This is a genomic window from Dyadobacter sp. HNCC25DJ183, from assembly GCF_056895175.1.
On the sequence record NZ_JBXHAP010000005.1, the window covers coordinates 1 to 18,887 of the forward strand.

Consider the following 18,887-nt stretch of genomic DNA (forward strand, 5'->3'; position numbering starts at 1 on the left):
GCCGCTAGCGTTCATCCTGAGCCAGGATCAAACTCTCCATTGTAAATATTATCCGATGTAACCTCCCGAAAGAAGCCATCAATGTTTCTAACGAATCTATCTTCTTGCTCTCTTCATCATGTCAAAGAACGTTGCTCTGAAATTCTCAGAACTCGTGGTTGCGATCGTTTTCGCTACCGTTGTTCCCGATTGGGAGTGCAAAAGTGCAGCCTTATTTTTTTAAATGCAACACCCCCGCTAAAATATTTTTTAAACTTTTTGCACCAGCAATATTAACCCCCTGAAAATGAATTCTATCCAGCAAGGAAAGTTTTTAAAGATATTTGAAATACTCAATAACATGCATTTTCAACAGGGATTCTTGCTTCATTAAATCGCCTGGTGGCAGCGCGCGATCTAATTTATAGTGGGGCCAGCCGTCACCATCGAGGTATTCAAATGTATAGTACCCCGACAAGCTTAGCACATTACAAATGCCGATATGCATGAGATCTTGTTTCTGCTCCTTTGTAAATCTTTTAGCTCCTTGCCCCAGCTCCTGCACTCCTATAAGAAATAACACGCTATTCAAATCTCCCGGCCTCTTTCCAACCGCGCTCTCCAGTTTATCCAACAAAAATTCCCACTGCGCCTCCAAAGGCTGATCTTCTATATCCATCTAATATATTGGTTTGACACAACCTGCCTAGCATAACTCTTAATGCATCAATCTTGTTCTCGTCATGAAGTATTATTTGACCATAAACTTACGGCTTCTCTGCTACTACCGGAAGAAGCCATTAAATGGTTTTTCCTAACTTTGAGTTTTAGCAAATGGCATGAGCAAATCTGAAAGACAAACAATATCTAATCAAGCGGATTATTTATCAACCCTGAATGAGCCCCAGCGTGAAGCAGTTTTGCACGGAAATGGGCCTCTGATGATCATAGCAGGTGCGGGTTCCGGGAAAACAAGGGTACTTACCTATAGAATAGCGCATTTGATAGGTAATGGCGTGGATCCGTTTCGTATTCTGTCACTGACTTTTACAAATAAAGCTTCCGGGGAAATGCGGCAGCGCATTGAAGGTGCAGTAGGAACAGAAGCGAGAAATATCTGGATGGGTACCTTTCACTCAGTATTCGCGAAAATCCTGAGGATTGAAGCGCGATATCTGGGGTATACCAGTGACTTTTCTATTTATGATACAGATGATTCCAAGTCATTACTGAGAAGTATTATCAAGGAGCTTAACCTGGATGATAAGGTATACAAGGCCAATGTCGTTTTTAACAGAATCTCGGGAGCCAAAAACCGCCTTATTTCTGCTGAAGACTACATTAACAATCCCATTATCCAGGCTGACGATGATGCGGCCAAAATGAAGGAGATAGGAAGATTGTATAAGATCTATGCAACCCGCTGTTTTCAGGCGAATGCTATGGATTTTGACGATCTCCTCTTCAACACGAATGTGCTCTTCCGTGACTTTCCTGATGTACTATATAAGTACCAGCACAAGTTTCAGCATGTAATGGTCGACGAGTTTCAGGATACCAACGTTTCTCAATACCTGATCACGAGAAAGCTGTCAGCAGTTCACCGTAACATTTGTATTGTAGGTGACGATGCACAGAGTATTTATGCATTCCGCGGAGCAAATATTGAGAATATCCTGAATTTCGAGAAAGACTTCCCGGATGTAAAGACAATCAAGCTGGAACAAAACTACCGCTCCACAAGCACGATTGTTGAAGCCGCAAACTCTGTTATCGCTAGAAACAAGGCGCAGCTCGAAAAGAAAACCTTTACACAAAATGAGGAAGGTTCGCTGATCGACGTACTCAAAGCTAATTCCGACAATGAAGAAGGGCGCCTCGTAGCTACTGCAATCTTTGAGGAAAAGATGCAAAAGGCTTTGAGAAACGAAAATTTCGCCATTCTGTACCGTACCAATGCACAATCCCGCTCATTCGAGGAAGCACTTCGAAAGCTTGGGATTAAATACCGGATCATTGGCGGGCAATCTTTTTACCAAAGGAAAGAAATCAAGGATCTGCTGGCTTACCTGAGATTTACCGTAAACCAGCGCGATGAAGAAGCATTCAAGCGGATCATTAACCTTCCGAAAAGAGGAATTGGTGACGCAACCGTCGCGAAAATAGCTGTTACGGCTTCTGAAAATGGAATGGCGATCTGGGACGTCGTCGCTAACATCGGCAAATATGCCACCGGCAGGACTATCACGCCCATTGAACAATTTGGTACACTAATAAAGAGCTTCAAAATACAGGTAGAAGAAGGAAAAGATGCATACGAGATCGCATCTCACATCGCCAAAGCATCTGGTATTTTGCGTGAGTTGTATGAAGACAAGACGATTGAGGGACTGTCCAGATACGAGAACGTTCAGGAGTTATTGAACGGGATCAAGGAATTCGTTGATAGTGAAGAAAACGAAGATAAAACACTAAGCGCTTTTCTACAGTCGGTTTCATTGCTGACCAATGCAGACGAGCCTGACGAAAACGAAGACCACGATCGGGTTACGATGATGACCATCCACTCAGCAAAAGGTCTTGAATTCAGGAATGTATTTATTGTAGGATTGGAAGAAGACCTTTTCCCCAGCCAGATGATGCTGGAAAGCAGGCAGGACCTGGAAGAAGAGCGCCGGCTTTTTTATGTAGCGATCACGAGGGCAGAAAAAAAGCTGACTTTCTCTTACGCCGAAAGCCGCTATCAATGGGGCCGCATTAAAATGTGCGAACCAAGCCGGTTTTTACTGGAAGTGGACCAGCGCTTTTTGAATGTAAATAAAATGACGCAGCATGCATTGGAACGCGACTCGGCGCCTCCGATTACTTCTTTTGTTAAAAACCTGCAAAGAAAACCTGCCCAGCCGGTTGCTTCCGCAGCAGCGGCAGCCCACGTTCCTTCTCCCGACTTTGTACCGAGTGACACTTTCGATCTTGCGGAAGGCGACAAAGTTGAACATTTGAAATTTGGATTTGGGACAGTAACCAAAATGGATGTAAATGGTACAGACCGAAAGGCGACCGTGAAATTTGATACTGTCGGCGAAAAAACCCTTTTACTCAGTTTTGCAAAACTCAGGATACTTAAATAAATAGATCAGGCATAGTTATAGTGTCTTCTCACGCCGCTTTTATAAACTAACATTGCCCTAAAACTTCACTGATTAAACAATAATAGTATGTTCATTGAAAAAGATATAACTCAAATAGAAGAACGTGGAAGTGATATCCGCACTGTCGAAGAGCAGGTTGGATATTTTGTAAATGGATTTCCATTCCTGCAACTTTCCAAGGCTGCGACTGTGGGTGACGGAATTATCAGGCTAACAGAAGACGAAATCTCACAACTGATCAGTGAATTTGATAAAAGCGCTTCCGATGGAGAAGTGTCTTTATTGAAATTTGTACCCGCATCCGGAGCTGCAACACGTATGTTTAAATCGTTGTTCGGCTTTTTGCAGGAAAATAAAAGAGACAAGTCGGTTGACGAGTTTTTTGCAAAGCTGAAAGAATTCGCTTTTTACGACGATCTGAAAGCATCTCTTTTATCTGATGGTTTTCAAATCGAAAGTGCTGATGAACAAACGATTGTATCTTATTTTCTGACTACAAAAGGATTAGGTTACGGAGAGCTCCCAAAAGGATTACTTAAATTCCATAACTACCCTGAACGTTCCAGAACGCCTTTGGAGGAGCATTTGGTTGAAGGTGCAAAGTATGCAAATGCAGGCAGTAACGTTCAAATCCATTTTACTGTCTCGCCTGAGCACAGAGATAAGTTTGAGAAGCTAGTAGTAGAAGTGTTGCCGAGCTATCAAAGCCAGTTTGGCGTGCGCTACATTGTTTCGTTTTCAGAACAAAAAAGCGCTACTGATACCATTGCGGTGAATCTTGACAATTCTCCATTCCGTGAAAAGGACGGTTCTATTTTATTCAGACCAGCCGGTCACGGGGCTTTATTAGAGAATCTGGGCCAGCTTGATGCAGATATTATCTTTATCAAAAACATTGATAACGTTGTTCCTGACCGCATTAAAGCCGACACAATCCAGTACAAAAAGGCGCTTGCCGGTGTTGTTCTTAAATCACAAAAGAGGATTTTCGGCTATATCAACAAGTTGCAGGAAGGCTCGGATGCTGCGCTTTTACAGGAACTTGACGGTTTTTTCCGCAATGAACTTTGCGTGATTCCTCCTGCTGGTTTTGAGTCGTGGGAAGATGAAAAGAAGAAAGCATACTTTATTCAAAAACTGGACAGGCCTTTACGCGCCTGTGGAATGGTTAAGAACCAGGGCGAGCCGGGGGGCGGTCCATTCTGGGCTGAAAATGCAGATGGTTCTTCGTCTCTTCAGATAGTTGAGTCGGCTCAGGTAGACGTAGATAATGCGTCTCAGAACGAGATTTTCAAGAATTCAACGCACTTTAATCCGGTTGATCTTGTCTGTGCGGTTAAGAATTATAAAGGAGAATTATTTGATCTGAAAAAATTCCGAGACCCTTTGACGGGCTTTATTACTGCTAAGTCAAAAGATGGGAAGGACCTGAAGGCGCAGGAATTGCCTGGTTTGTGGAATGGATCAATGGCAGATTGGAACACGCTTTTTGTGGAAGTTCCTTTGATCACATTCAATCCTGTAAAAACAGTAAATGACTTGCTGAGAGAGCAGCATCAGTAGGCAAATATATTTGGCAAAAGCATAAAAATAGCCGCAGAATATTCTGCGGCTATTTTTATGTCGGAAGAAGATCTGATCAAGGTATTGGCAAAACTTTGCTTTCCTTGAAAGTCGATAATATTACCATTGTTTGTGTGCTGGCTACTTCTTCAATTTCATTGATTTTTTCCAGCATCAACTTCTGATAAGTACTGATATCTTTTGAAATAACCCGAAGTAAAAAATCGCCAGTTCCTGTAATGTGGTGGCATTCAATAACTTCTGGTATCGCGTGAATCTTTTCAACAAATGATTCAGTAACAGCTTTACGGTGTCCGACTAATGAAATCTGAACGAAAGTACTAACTCCCAAACCCACTTTCTCAGGTTCAAGCTGAGCGTGATAGCTCTTGATAATACCTGATTGTTCCAGCTTTTTAACGCGCTCCAGCGTTGGCGCAGGAGACAGCCCTATTTCTTTCGATAATTGTGCGTTTGTTATTTTTGCGTTCGTTTGTAAGATCTCCAGTACTTTTCGGTCTATCTGGTCTAACTTAATAATGGCGGACATTTCTCTATGACTAAGTGTTTTACGAGGCCCCGTTTTTTCAGGACGCTGCAAAACTAATTAGTTTCCCGAAGATTCTTATAATTTTATATGGGAAATTTGTCAAAAAAAAGAATTATAGTAGGCCAAAATTGAATTTAGTGCTGAAATATTACGCTACGATTGTTTTAAAGGCACTAGTATCTATCACTTTACACTGCATACGTTTCGATTTTTTGTAAAAAATCCTGGTACGTAATCCGGATTCCTTCTTCCAGTTCAATGCTGTGCTTCCAGCCCAGATCATGTAATTTCGAAACGTCCATCAGCTTCCGGGGAGTACCGTCAGGCTTGTCCGTATTCCAGTTGATTTCACCTTCGTAACCCACAATGTCCCGGATCATTTCAGCGAGAGATTTGATCGTTACGTCAGCTCCTACACCAACATTCACAAACCCGGCTTCATCATAATTCTGCATTAAGAAATAGCAAGCATCAGCCAGGTCATCAGCGTGTAAGAACTCCCTTAGCGGCGAACCTGTGCCCCAAAGCTCCACAGAAGGTTTATTTTCTTCTTTCGCCTCATGAAACTTACGGATCATAGCAGGCAAAACGTGTGAGTTATTCAGGTCGTAATTATCATTCGGACCATACAAATTGGTCGGCATTGCAGAAATAAAATTAGAGCCATATTGTGCCCTGTAAGCTTCGCACATCTTAATACCCGCGATTTTGGCAATTGCATAAGGCTCATTGGTTGGCTCCAGAAGACCCGTCAGCAGAGAATCTTCGCGAAGTGGCTGCGGCGCCAGCTTGGGATATATGCAGCTGGAACCCAAAAACATCAATTTCTTGACATCATTGCGGTAAGCACTATCAATTACATTGTTCTGAATCAGCAAATTATCATTCAAAAACTCAGCGCGATAAATGTTATTGGCCATAATACCACCTACTTTTGCAGCTGCCAAAAACACGTACTCAGGTCGCTCCGCTTCAAAGAATGCCCGCACGTCGGCCTGGTTGCGGAGGTCGAGCTCAGAAGATGTTTTCAATACCAGGTTATCGAAACCTTCATTTACCAATTTCCTGTGTATTGCAGAGCCAACCATTCCTCTGTGTCCGGCGATATAAATTTTAGCGCTTTTTTCCACGGTGTTTTTTTAAATTTGTACGTTGAATATCAATATAGAAAAAATCAATTCGTTACAAAAGTAACAATCTTGTTGATAAGAAAAATCCAATTCACATGCAAAGAATCGTTCTGATCTGGGGCCTAATTTCGTGTTGTATGCTTAGGGGGGTGTCCGCTCAGTCCGTTCAAAAGGATTCTACTCCTCCTTCCTGGCTTCCCAAAGAGACTGTCAAGAAAGATACGGCAAGCCGGCCAAAAGGATTAAACTCCTTTATTTCTGGTCTTGATCCCGTTGTAGGTGCTTCATTACCAGGATCAAACGATAAATCTACCAGCTTGTCAACGCTATTCGGGGAAACAATCCCGGATCTGGGGCTGCGGGTTAAAGAGTACAAGAGCCAGAAGAAAGACCGAAAAGCCAGGAAGGAGCGGGCCAAGCTTGCAAAAGTGCAATATAAAGGTGTCCCAATGCAAAGTTTGTCCGTGAAATACGGCAGTGGCGACCGGGCAACAGTGGAATCATTTCATGTATTAAAAGAGTATCAGCCTATCAGCAGCTATGTTCGCGCTACTGAAACGCGCTGGTATGATAGAAAAGGCAAAAAGCTGAGCTCTGCGGTGGTCCAGAAAAAAGACCAGGCGCTTCCGCTTCATGGATCCTATAAAAAATATAGCGGCGAAAACCTGATAGAAGAAGGCTATTATTATATGGGTGTGAAAGACGGCAGGTGGGTAAAGTATGATGCCAAGTACAACCTGATCGATAAAGCAATCTGGGACCGCGGTTTTCCGGCAGAGTCCCGTATAGCGTATTACGATTCGGCACATACCCAGGTGAAAGAAGTGATTCCGGTTGCGTTTGGTGAAATAGAAGGGGAGTATCTCCAATTTTACAAGGAAGGCCAGCTTATGACCAGCGGGAAATACGACGATGGTAAAAAAGTCGGCCGCTGGATTGAATATTATCAGTTCCGTCGCCAGCGGAAAAAAGAAATACAATATCCCAAAACTGGCTGGGATGATGAATTTGAGCCTTTTGTTTTGAGAGAGTGGGACGATAAAGGCAAGCTGCTTTACGATTATACGAAGGATCCCCGCGCTTCGGCCGAAGAGGAAACCGAAAATTAAATTTATGCTTCAAACTCTCCTCCGTTTTGTCAGGGATAAAACCTGGCTTATATTTTTTTTGTGCATTGTTCCCGTCGTTATTTATGCTTTGGTTTTCAAGTCCATTGCGCTGAATGTCAACTATGTTGCATTCGACGACATTATGATCCTGGGTGTTATTCCACGTTTCGGAAATGCTGACCTGGCCGAGCGCTGGCGGCTGCTGACCGAGCTTTTTCCCGAGCACCGGCTAGTTTTTTCCCGATCGGTAATCCTGCTCTTGCAAGCCATTTCTGGCAAAGTAAATTTGGTGTGGCCTATGATTGTGGCCAATATCTGCTGGGCATTGTGTGCGGTGATTTTTTATCGTGCTTTCTCCCGGTTAAAAGTCTCACTCTGGTATTTTGTTCCGGTCATGTGGCTTTGGTTCAATATTCAATCCTTCGAAAATATATTCTGGGGCGTAAGCTCACTTTGCAATTTTGGCGTAATCCTGTTTTTTCTTTTGGCGCTGTACTGCACAGCATTTCATCCCCGAAAGATCATTTTCTCCATAGTATTTGCGCTCGCAGCTACATTTTCTTACGGAAATGGACTGATGGTTTTCCCGGTAATGGCCTTGATGTACCTGCTGACTGGCTTTCGCAAGGAGTTCCTGGTTACAATTGCTGCGATGGTTGCGGTGGCAATCGTCTATTTTATCGATTTTACTCCTATCACACAAAACCTTGATTTTGGTAATCCGAAGCAGGTAAAAGAAGGTTTCTTCGGCTTCTTTGGATTTATTGGCTCCATTGCCACGCTCTCCGCTTACAATGCATCTTATACGATGCTTTACCTGGCTTCGGCGACAGGTATGCTCTTCATTGGCGGATTGATTTTCCTGTACAGAAATGAATTTGTAAAACTCTGGGATGCCGCCTGGCTGAAATCGCGTTATGTAAATCAAACTGCGCTTTTTGCAGCCGGAATAGCAGTTTTCGTGGGGATTACGGCGCTTGCGCTGACTTATAAACGCATTCCAACTGACACTTTTGAAGGGATGTTCAAAGGCCGGTACCGCATGTATTCGACGCTTTGGTGTATTGCGCTGTACTTTGCGTTTCTGTCTTTTACCAAAATCAATGTGCGGGTAAAGCTGGCTCCGTTCATCCTGCTGGCTGCAATCGGTTTAAATCTGGTTATTTTACACAGCAACTTTGCCGATGCTGTGAACAACCGCCGCGCCGCCATTGCGCAGGAATTCAATGCGCGCTATAATGCAGACTGGCTGGGAATCAGGATGTTTTCAATGGATCAAAAGCACTTTGAGCATATCAGATCCTACTACGGTTCAGCAGACCCGCTTGCCGAAGGCTGGAACCCGCAGTTGAACCTTGCTTCAATCCCTTGTGACAGTCTTTACAAGCCAGATAAAGTCGGTAAGATGGGAAATCACATTGTCATCGAATTTCAAAACAGGTTCTTTGACACGAAAAAGGATTTTTCTGACGGCGCTTACGTATTACTCAAATCTGACAAACATACCTACGCGTCACCACCGTTTCAGGCTGCGGTACCGCTGAAAACGACCATTCGCAGACGGATGTACTTCTCGAAAGGTGCATTTGCCAGTTTTCACGAAGCCAATGTGGAACCGGGCATTTACCAGATTTATTTGCTGGTACGTGAAAATGGGCTCAACCGCATTTACTGTACAGGCAGTACCTGGGGTGAAAAGCAATAGCTTAAAACTTTTGGTGCAAGCCGGTCAGAATACGTTCAACTTCCTTCCTTACTTCCGAGCTTGGCCGCGTAAAGTTGTTGTTCATAAAGCTGAAAACGAGCGTTTTGCCTTTTTTAGTGACCAGATAGCCGCTCAGGTTGTAGATATTGCTGAGGCTACCTGTTTTGGCAAAAACAAAAGGCTCGCTGCCTTTGAACAAATTGCTCAATGTACCGCTTTTACCGCCCGAAGGGAGGATTTTAAAAAGCTTTTCCTGCGGCATTTTTGAATGGATCTTCTGTAGCAATGCGACAATACTTCTTGGAGTAAAGAGATTATACCTGCTTAACCCCGATCCATCCTTCCAGATGGGCCGATCGGGCAGATCTTTTAAATGATGTTCAATCGCGTGCGTAATCGCTTTTTCGGTGTTTAATGGAAGTCCGTTTGCAGATGCGTAAAGTAAGAGGAGCTGCTCCGCGATCATATTGTCACTCACCTGCATCATTCTGGTATACAACGAATCGGAGGGAATGCTGTTGACTTTTTGCAGTTCAATGTCCAGTGGAATATTAATCAGTTTAATTTCTTTTTTCAGAGTGTCACTAAGCAGCTGAACAGTCACCAGATCGGTCATGCGAACAGGCACATCCTGCTCCAAACCTTGTGGTACTGCCAGTTTGGAATGGTGAAAAACATTTTGAAACTCTTCCCGCTGTATCCCGGAAGCCATTGTATCCAGTACCGCATAATTCTTCCAATAAGCAGGAGATACATGAAAAGGCGCCCCATTGCCTGCTTTGAAACGGGCTATATTACCGTAAACGGGCATTGGTGTAACCTCAGCCTGGTAGTAATCGTTGTAATCGCTCCAAGCCCAGCCGGGACCAAAACGTTTATTCTCAAAATTGAATGGTGTGAAAAAAATAGGTTCTTTTCTGCTTTTCAGGAAGTCAAATACCTTGCTGTGAGGTAAATCGGGGTGGAGAAGAGAAGGATCCCCGGTACCGCGAATGATCAGCAGTTCGCCCCATTCCAGATATTCCAGCCCGGGAATGGAGTCGCCCAAGGCGCATAAGCCCGCATAAAAACTGAACAGCTTGGTATTGGAAGCCGGGGTGAAATACTTGTCATCCTGGTAAGCAGCCAGGCTTTTTGTTTCATTGATTCCGGAAATGGAAACTCCGGTATGCTGCTGGCTCAGAACAGGCGAGTTCCTGATTTCTTTGTTGATATAATGCGAAACAGAGCAGCCGGATAATGTAATGATACTGACCAGGAACAGTAGCGTGCGCATGAAAACGATTTGATAATGAATGAAAACAAAGTTAATATTTTCAGACATTTAACGACCTGGTAGTTAGCTGTCGGGCAAAGTAATTTTAATGTTTTGGCTGATCGCCGGCTTTGCAGTAGCAGGTCGCATATTCCTGATCACAAGCAGATAATCGTTTTTCAGAGGTATAATAGAATCCGTTTCTGCACTGAACTGGGGCAGGCAGGTTGAATCAGCGAAAATGTATTTGGAAGTATTCGTGTCGGTCGTAAGTGACAAGCAGTGATAGCGCTGAAAGTTAGCGTGAATGTTTGCGTCCTGAAACAATTCGTGGCACACTCCAATAGTAGCAGAGCGGTGCACAAACTTCTGGATCCTGAGTGCATTTCCCGCCATGATATCCTGCTCAATGCGGCTTACCTTGAATGCAGTAAGCGTCCAGCAGGCTATGCAACCCACAAACAATGCAGGCAAAAGCAATTTGCTGTACAGCTGGGAAAATGCGGCGGTTTTTTCAACAAATAATGTGGCAAAGAACATAGCTGCAAAAGGCAATGCAGGTACCAGGTAATGGGGATATTGTTTGATACTTACCAGCATGGGCAATGTCACGGAGGCGGTGACCATTAAGGATAGTACACCTATTTGTTTCAATTTTCTTGAAATGGCCACCCGCAGACCAACCAGCCAGGCAGCTGCATTTAATGCGATTAATGCTAACAAATGCGGATATACGTTTCTCAGCAATTCAGTTAGAAGATAAAAGTGGCCAGCCAAACCAACCCCCGTTTTTTCCCGCTTTTGAAGCAAAGCCTGTACAACCTGACCTTCGAAATAAGTACGCATAAAATCGCAGGCAGGTTGGTAGCTCAGCAGAAGCAGGAAGCCTACCAGCAATGTACCGAGCATGGTTACTGTACAAAATAGCGCTTGTTTAATGCGCCTGGTATCAAAACTGATTGTGTAAATTAAGGGGAATGCAAGTGGATAGAGACTTACCGGACCTTTGGTCAGAAAACCGGCAGCAATGCAAATACCAGCAGCAACAGCAAATAAATATCCGTTGAGAATTGCAGGTCTGTTGGTGAAAAAGAGAAGTTGAAAATAGCACGATAGCAGGCAAAATACCGATAAGGTACTATCCAAAAAGTTGTTTGGAATGCTGTACCAAACAGTTTCCATTGCATACCAGCACAAAACAGGCAGCCACGAAAATTTCCGTAGCAGGGGTTTGCCGGCCAGCAGCAGGCACCAGATTTTTATGATCAGGAAAATGGAGGAGGCGAGAACAAGCAGATTATAAATGTTCTCTACCACAATAGAATCGCCTATTAAACGGAACATCACCGCCTGCATTCCAAATTGTAATGGAGGGTGACCGGAAAAAAAATCGTGATTATCGTACGGTAGCCAGAAGGAATGCGCAAAGAAGGGCCGCCAGAAAGAACCTATACCGATTGACATATTCCGGGCAATGGACGCATAGGTTACTCCGTCCATAAACATTGTGTCGTCCATGGATCTCGGCAAAAATGTAATCAGGATAAAACTGATCGTGAAGATCCAGGCAAGTACTTTTATGTACTCGGCCGAGCGCGTTGCCTGATGCATCATAATAACAGTATAGCTTACAGATCACAAACATATCATATTACTTTGTACTAACTTCTTTACAGATAGCAAAAGTTATTTTCCGTAAATGATTGATTTAAGGGCAGTTCTAAAAAATTATTGGGGGTATGATACATTTCGTCCATTCCAGGAGGACGCGATCAGAACGGTACTGAATGGGATTGATACACTTGTGCTGCTTCCGACAGGAGGAGGAAAGTCTATCTGTTTTCAGGTACCGGTGATGGCAATGGAAGGCGTTTGCATTGTAGTTACCCCATTGATTGCCCTGATGAAAGACCAGGTAGAGCAGCTGAAAAAACGCGGGATACCTGCCGCTGCGATACATACCGGTATGAGCAAGAATGAAATCGACATTACACTGGACAACTGCATTCATGGAAATACCAAATTTCTGTATGTATCCCCCGAGCGGCTCAGGACTGATATCATGATTGCGCGCGCGTCGCAAATGAAAATCTGCTTGCTGGCGATTGATGAGGCGCATTGCATTTCAGCCTGGGGGTACGATTTCAGGCCTTCGTACCTGCTTATTTCGGATTTCCGGAAGCGGATACCGGGTGTACCTGTCATGGCGCTCACAGCTACCGCCACGGAAGAGGTACGTGCAGATATCCTCGATAAACTTGAAATGAAGAATGCGCGCGTTTTCAAACAGTCTTTTGCGCGCGCGAACCTTTCGTACTCTGCCTTTGCCGAGGATAATAAGGAAAAAAAAATATTACAGGTACTAAAAAATGTAAGCGGTTCGGCCATTGTGTACGTTAGAACGCGGAAACGCACGAAGGAAATTGCTGACTGGCTCAACCGCCACGGGATTTCTGCCCAGGCTTATCATGCGGGTTTACCTTTTAAAGAACGATCAGAGCGACAATCCGCTTGGATCAAGAACCAGGTGCGTACGGTAGTGGCGACGAATGCATTCGGAATGGGAATTGACAAGCCTGATGTGCGGACAGTGATCCATTTTGATTTGCCAGACAATCTGGAAGCCTATTACCAGGAGGCGGGCAGGGCAGGAAGAGACGAGAAAAAAGCATACGCAGTCGCGCTGTTTAACCAGCTGGAGCTGGGAGAATTGTCAGACAATATCGAAAGACGATATCCGCCCATTGAAATGTTGCGAAGGGTTTATCAATCTCTCGCCAATTACTACCAGGTGCCGGTGGGCAGCGGTGAAATGAGCGGTTACAGCTTCGATATACAAGATTTCACAGGCATTTTCGGACTGGCTCCCAACGAAACGCATTACGCACTCAAACTACTTGAAGAAGAAGGGTTTATTCAGCTGAGTGAAAATTTTAGTGATCCGTCGCGCGTACACTTCCTGGTCGACAACCGGGAATTATACGATTTTCAGATACGCTACCAGGAATTCGATTCGTTTATCAAAGTGATTTTGCGGCTATATGGCGGCGAGGTTTTTACGGAATATGTCCGGATTTCGGAAGTGGAAATAGCGCAGGTATATTTTGCCCCGGAAGCGGAGGTAATCAAAAAACTGAAATTTATGGCTGAGCGCGATATACTTGATTACCAGCCGAGGAGAGACAAACCGCAGCTTACATTTATGACGCCGCGGTACAACGCCGGTCTATTGCCGCTGAATGTTTTTGAAATACAAAGAAAAAAAGAAAGAGACCTTACCAAAGCCAGCGCAGTGGCCAGGTATGCTTCACACACCCGGATATGCCGCACATTGCTGCTTTTGGAATACTTTAATGAGTTTGACGCGGAAGAATGCGGGATTTGTGATATCTGTATTAAAAATAAAAAATATGAAGCTGCCGGCGAAGATACTCTGCCACTCAGGATCATTCAGCACATTACAAATGAAGGCCTGATCACACCTGTAAAACTAAGTCACGCATTTGAGGATACCGACGAAAGTATTTTCCTGAAAACGTTACAAACCTTGCTTGAAGAGGAGGTTGTCCGATACGATGCCTCCGGAAATTTGTCCATTACTAACAAAGCTCAACATTGAAAAAGTCCGCACTTTACTCAGCACTATTCCTTTCAGTATTTTCAACAGCAACTTTCGCACAGCAGATCCCCGGCTTAACCACCAGCAATTACGGCGGGATCTATCGTGCTACCTACAACCCATCCGTCCTCAGTGGGCCGAAGCACAAGTGGCAGATTAACATTGTGACCCTGGGTGGTAGCATTAACTATCGCTATTTCAGGTTTTTGGGTGAAAATTCCTTGCTCTATCCGCTACTTACCCCGCATTCGACCAAGGAACTTTACGGGCGGTCGCGTACGATGGGCTCGCTTTCCCACGAAGATCCGATCCATGTTGCGAGTGAAATCCGCTGGCCTTCGGCAATGATCTCGCTTGGTAAGTACCAGGGACTTGCCTTGCAGTTCCGTACAAGAGGTTACGTGCTCGCCAACCATATTCCGGCAGCAGTTCGCAATCTGTATTTTCACAGGCTCGACACCGGCAGTACCCCGTCAGTAACCAATGAAGAATGGGGCGATTTCAATATTGTTCAGCAAAGCTTTTCAGATGTAAGCCTGTCGTACGGAGCACAAATACTTGATCTTGAATCCCATAAAGTCAAAGTAGGCGCCACTGTCAAACGTGTTTTCGGGGCGCGTGTGGGTTACCTGGCAGGTTCCGTGGATCGTTTCAGCATTACACCACAAGCAGCAAACAGCGACATCAGTGATCTGTCAATCAGTGGATTTACCTATGAAAGTGGATACAGTGCGCCCAATTGGGGAGTATCGCTCGGCAACTTGTTCAATTCTGACAAGTATGGTTCGGGCTGGGGTTATGATCTGGGCTTTACCTATGAGCTGGGATCTTACTGGGGGAAATCCAAGGAAGTGTTCGACGAAAGTCCCGAATACCTGATCAGACTTGGTGCATCTTTAACGGATATTGGTTCGATCCGGTACAAAACAAACGATTCCAGGGTAGAACGTGGCCGTCAGGCTAATGCATTGATAGGGCAGACAGAGCTGGAAACCATCGCTGACAAGGGTGTAGAAGGGTTTATGAGCCTTTACGCAGCGGAGTCGGATTCTACTTTCAACAAAACAGTGCGCCTTCCGCAGGCACTGCATCTGGAAGCCGACATTCAGTTGGTAAAAGGATTTTTTGTGACCTTATCCCAAACAAAGCGGTTTAAAGAAAGATCGGGCGAGTATCTGGACATTTATCAACCTAATGTTTTCACAATTACGCCAAGATTTGAGGATGAAGACTCGGATTTTGCCTTTCCTATTTCATTTATAGATGGCAACAACCGGCCTTCGATCGGAGCAGTTGGCCATTTCGGACCTATATTCCTGGGGTTAAGCAGCGTAAACGGGCTCTGGAAAAGGGGAGGAGCAAGAGGAAGTATGGTTTACCTCGGGTTCACAGCGTGGAAATTAAATCGTAAAAAAGACAAAGATTGATATGAGGAAAATCTTTACGCTACTGTTTTTGCATTTCATTTGTCCGACAGCAGTGTATGCGCAGCACGAACATCATGCTGCCGCGCCCAAAAACATAGCCGTAGAGCCTCAGCCGCTACTTGCACAGGCAATGCGCCTCCGCGACGCACTCGCATTCTCAGGAAATCCATTGCCTGATCAGGACCAGAACAGACTGAATGAGCTGGCTAACAAACCTCTTAATGCGGAGACAGTCAGTGCTATTCAGGACATTCTTGATCCATATTGTTTAAATATTGTCGACATTAATCCCGAGGGCCGCGTGAAAGTGGAGCGCGGGAAAGCCAAAGCGGAGCTGATCCAGTCAGGATGGACTAGCTTTTTGGTGAAAGTCAATAATGAAGCGAGTATCACGGCCAAACTGGCAGTGAAGAGCCCGAATGCAGCCAAACCTTACCATTCTCCCAATTTTGAGCACCGGGTGAAAGAAGAGCACAAGCTCACGCCGGGACAGGTAGCGAACCGATTTTTGGAGGTGCAAATGTATACCAACCGGCCTCTGCAACCCAGTCTGTCAGGCTTAAAGCTTGAATACACGGTTGTGCAGATCTACTCAAAAGATGCCGGAAAGCGCGAAGCGGAGATCGGCTACAATGTCGGTCAGGGCTCACAGGATATTGGTTTCCGAAACGCTACGCACATTCTGTTCGATGTCAAGCCGGCGGTAAAGGTAAAATTCAGGGTGAAGGATGCAGACGGAAGTCCGGTCATGGCTTCTTTTTTGATCACAGATTCAAAAGCAAAATCGGGAGGGAGGTTCAAACGCTATTATCCATTGCCCTCGCGGCGGGTTACTGCTTTTGACGAATACCCAGATTTCTTCTTCCAGCCCCAGATATACCGCAAAGACGGAGAGCACGTGTGGCTTCCGGCGGGTTCTTACAAAATTACATACAGCCGGGGACCGGAATATGTACCTCAAACGAAAGAGATTACCGTACCAGGCAATGCAGATTCGGTAAGTGTTGGCTTTGAACTGAAACGCTGGATCCAGCTATCTAAACTGGGCTGGTACAGCGCAGATCACCACATCCATGCAGCTGGTTGCAGTCACTACGACAGTCCGACAGAGGGAGTTGATCCCGCTGATATGTTCAGGCAAGCGCTGGGCGAAAACCTGGATATGGCGGCTAATCTCGCATGGGGGCCGAGCTGGTACCGGCAGAAGACGTTTTTCACGGGAAAAGATCACGCGCTGTCGACCCGCCAGAATATCATGAGAAATGATGTGGAGGTTTCCGGATTTCCTTCTTCTCATGCAGGTCACATTGTTTTATTGCGGATTAAAGAAGATGATTATCCGGGTACAAAGGTGATCGAAGACTGGCCCAGCTGGACTGCGCCAGTACTTTCGTGGGCAAAACAGCAGGGCGGGCTGGTAGGCTATGCGCATTCAGGCTGGGGATTAGAACCTGTGCAGCCCGTCACCAAAATACCGAACTACATTCTACCCAAAATGGATGGGATCGGTGCAAATGAATACATCGTGACAGTTACACAAAACCTGGTGGACTTTTTCAGCGCCGGCGATACACCGGCTCCCTGGGAGCTGAATATGTATTACCATACGCTGAATTGCGGATTTCGGCCGAGGCTAAGTGGTGAAACGGATTTCCCCTGCATTACCGACGCAAGAGTGGGGCAGGCGAGGAGCTATTTCAAGATGGACGGCCAAATGAATTATGACGGGTACGTGGATGCGCTCAAAAAAGGAAGAAGTTACGTTTCCGATGGAAAATCGCACATCATGGACTTTGCAGTCAATGGCAAGCTGGCGGGTGTAGAGGAAAGCGAGCTACTGCTCAAATCAGGAGGTGAGATCCAGGTGACTGCCCGCGTTGCAGCCTATTTGCCAGTACAACAGGATAGTACCGGTGAAAAGATCGCGAAAACACCAATTACTTCCATGCCCTTTTGGGATATAGAAAGAGCGCGAATAGAGAAATCACGAAAGGTAAGGGTGGAACTGATCGTGAATGGAGAGGCGGTCGATACGGTAGCGATAGCCGCTGACGGGGCTATCAAGGATTTAAAATACAATTACAGGCTCGACAAATCGGCGTGGGTTGCATTGCGTATTTTCCCCAGCTCGCATTCAAATCCATTCTTTGTGAAAATAGCCGACCAACCTATCGCGGACAAGAAGAGTGCAGAATGGTGCCTCGCGGCGCTGGATCAATGCTGGAAAATGAAAGAGCCCAACATTCGTGCCAATGAAAAAGCAGCTGCTGCGGAAGCTTATGAAGCTGCGAGGAATGTATATCGAAAGATTATTGAAGTGGCAGGAAAGTAATAGGTAGCCTGCTAGACACCTGCACCTTTCTTTTTAAATAAGCCGCCTATCCTGCCGAACATTCGTTTTTCAAACTCCCAGAAGAAAGCGAACTTGCCCCAAATCCAGCCCCAGATCAGTAAGATAACCTGGTATAGCGGAAGTATGATCAGGATATTAACTGTCCATCGAAGCCAGGAGGGCGACTCTTTTGTTAACCCGATCAGATCAAAGAGGGCGCGTTTGACATACAAGACCGAAAAGCCTGTGCAGGCAAAAACAATAAGGATAATGAGCACATCCCAACCGTTTTTGACATTCCAGCGCTCTTTCAGTTTTTCGATCATCGGGCTTACTCGTGAAAGAAGTCCAGATGTTCAGGCTTGATTTCCTCTTTGTCGAGGGACAAAAATTCTTCCCAGAACGGATCATTTGGTACACCTGCGCGGCAAATCACCGGTTCTTTTTTTACCGGGTGCTCAAAGTACAGCCTGCGTGCGTGCAAATTGATGTTTCCGTCGGGGTTTGCTTTTGGATAACCATATTTTAAATCACCACGAATCGGGCAATTCATGGAAGCAAGCTGCACGCGGATCTGGTGCGGGCGGCCTGTTATGGGCATTACTTCCAGCAAATGAAACTTATTCACCTCTCCCAGCCAGCGGTACGACAGCTCGGCGCGTTGCGTTCCAGGTGCTTCATAGTCGTAAGCCGTAGTAACATTGCGCGATTCGTCTTTTGAAAGCCAATGTACCAGTTTGCCTTTTTTCTCCGCAGGCTTGTTTTTTACTACCGCCCAGTAAGTTTTCTGAACATCACGCTTGCGAAAGATTTCATTCATTCTTTCCAGCGATTTTGAGGTCCGCGCGAACACGACCAGCCCGCTGACAGGTCTGTCGAGACGGTGGACTGTCCCCAGGAAAACTGCTCCTGGTTTGTTGTATGCTTCTTTCAGGTACTCTTTTCCCATATCCAGAAGACACTTATCACCTGTTGCATCTCCCTGCACCAGAATACCAGGTTCTTTATTGATAATGAGAAGGTGGTTATCCTCATATACCACGTGGAGTGCGTTTTTAGCCATTTG

The 18,887-nt window shown here is 45.3% G+C and carries 14 protein-coding genes; 7 read left to right on the forward strand and 7 right to left on the reverse strand.

Annotation, left to right across the window (positions count from 1 at the left end; translation table 11 throughout):
* Positions 1–313 precede the first annotated feature (313 nt).
* Complete coding sequence (locus AC1XTG_RS13355) at positions 314–658, reverse strand: hypothetical protein (protein ID WP_056290610.1); 345 nt, start codon at positions 656–658, stop codon at positions 314–316.
* A 160-nt stretch (positions 659–818) separates the two neighbouring features.
* Here AC1XTG_RS13355 and AC1XTG_RS13360 point away from each other — a divergent pair, with 160 nt between their 5' ends.
* Both AC1XTG_RS13360 and AC1XTG_RS13365 read left to right on the forward strand, forming a co-directional pair.
* Positions 819–3,110: an ATP-dependent helicase gene (locus AC1XTG_RS13360; protein WP_056290613.1), complete on the forward strand. Its 2,292-nt coding sequence runs from the start codon at positions 819–821 to the stop codon at positions 3,108–3,110.
* An 87-nt stretch (positions 3,111–3,197) separates the two neighbouring features.
* The gene (locus tag AC1XTG_RS13365; RefSeq protein ID WP_484842331.1) at positions 3,198–4,694 is read left to right on the forward strand and encodes a DUF4301 family protein; all 1,497 of its coding nucleotides are present in this window, start codon (positions 3,198–3,200) and stop codon (positions 4,692–4,694) included.
* A gap of 76 nt (positions 4,695–4,770) precedes the next feature.
* Here the strand turns inward: AC1XTG_RS13365 and AC1XTG_RS13370 are convergent, their stop codons facing one another.
* Together AC1XTG_RS13370 and fcl are read right to left on the reverse strand one after the other, a co-directional pair.
* The gene (locus tag AC1XTG_RS13370) at positions 4,771–5,244 is read right to left on the reverse strand and encodes an Lrp/AsnC family transcriptional regulator (protein ID WP_015813234.1); all 474 of its coding nucleotides are present in this window, start codon (positions 5,242–5,244) and stop codon (positions 4,771–4,773) included.
* Positions 5,245–5,432: 188 nt separating this feature from the next.
* On the reverse strand, positions 5,433–6,374 hold the full coding sequence (gene fcl / locus AC1XTG_RS13375; protein ID WP_056290620.1) for a GDP-L-fucose synthase: 942 nt from the start codon (positions 6,372–6,374) through the stop codon (positions 5,433–5,435).
* A 137-nt stretch (positions 6,375–6,511) separates the two neighbouring features.
* Here fcl and AC1XTG_RS13380 point away from each other — a divergent pair, with 137 nt between their 5' ends.
* Both AC1XTG_RS13380 and AC1XTG_RS13385 read left to right on the forward strand, forming a co-directional pair.
* The gene (locus tag AC1XTG_RS13380; RefSeq protein WP_484842332.1) at positions 6,512–7,483 is read left to right on the forward strand and encodes a toxin-antitoxin system YwqK family antitoxin; all 972 of its coding nucleotides are present in this window, start codon (positions 6,512–6,514) and stop codon (positions 7,481–7,483) included.
* Positions 7,484–7,487: 4 nt separating this feature from the next.
* Positions 7,488–9,188, forward strand: coding sequence for a hypothetical protein (locus AC1XTG_RS13385; protein WP_484842333.1), 1,701 nt, complete (start codon positions 7,488–7,490; stop codon positions 9,186–9,188).
* A 1-nt stretch (position 9,189) separates the two neighbouring features.
* Here the strand turns inward: AC1XTG_RS13385 and dacB are convergent, their stop codons facing one another.
* Positions 9,190–10,464, reverse strand: a complete 1,275-nt coding sequence (dacB, locus tag AC1XTG_RS13390) for a D-alanyl-D-alanine carboxypeptidase/D-alanyl-D-alanine endopeptidase (RefSeq protein WP_484842334.1) — start codon at positions 10,462–10,464, stop codon at positions 9,190–9,192.
* Positions 10,465–10,527: 63 nt separating this feature from the next.
* A complete protein-coding gene (locus AC1XTG_RS13395) occupies positions 10,528–12,057 on the reverse strand; it encodes an ArnT family glycosyltransferase (protein WP_484842335.1) in 1,530 nt (509 codons plus the stop codon).
* A gap of 85 nt (positions 12,058–12,142) precedes the next feature.
* Between AC1XTG_RS13395 and AC1XTG_RS13400 the strand changes: the two genes are divergently transcribed.
* Genes AC1XTG_RS13400 through AC1XTG_RS13410 form a run of 3 tightly spaced genes read left to right on the forward strand, consistent with a single transcriptional unit; the run spans position 12,143 to position 17,821 of the window.
* Positions 12,143–14,062: a RecQ family ATP-dependent DNA helicase gene (locus AC1XTG_RS13400; RefSeq protein ID WP_484842336.1), complete on the forward strand. Its 1,920-nt coding sequence runs from the start codon at positions 12,143–12,145 to the stop codon at positions 14,060–14,062.
* Positions 14,059–15,489 carry a DUF5723 family protein gene (locus AC1XTG_RS13405; RefSeq protein WP_484842337.1) on the forward strand — a complete coding sequence of 477 codons (1,431 nt, stop codon included), beginning with the start codon at positions 14,059–14,061 and terminating at the stop codon, positions 15,487–15,489. Before AC1XTG_RS13400 ends, AC1XTG_RS13405 begins: the two co-directional genes overlap by 4 nt.
* Position 15,490: 1 nt before the next feature.
* The gene (locus AC1XTG_RS13410) at positions 15,491–17,821 is read left to right on the forward strand and encodes a CehA/McbA family metallohydrolase (protein WP_484842338.1); all 2,331 of its coding nucleotides are present in this window, start codon (positions 15,491–15,493) and stop codon (positions 17,819–17,821) included.
* 11 nt (positions 17,822–17,832) lie between these two features.
* Here AC1XTG_RS13410 and AC1XTG_RS13415 read toward each other — a convergent pair whose 3' ends face one another.
* A complete protein-coding gene (locus AC1XTG_RS13415; protein WP_484842339.1) occupies positions 17,833–18,147 on the reverse strand; it encodes a DUF6787 family protein in 315 nt (104 codons plus the stop codon).
* 5 nt (positions 18,148–18,152) lie between these two features.
* On the reverse strand, positions 18,153–18,884 hold the full coding sequence (locus tag AC1XTG_RS13420) for an RluA family pseudouridine synthase (RefSeq protein WP_056290639.1): 732 nt from the start codon (positions 18,882–18,884) through the stop codon (positions 18,153–18,155).
* Positions 18,885–18,887 lie beyond the last annotated feature (3 nt).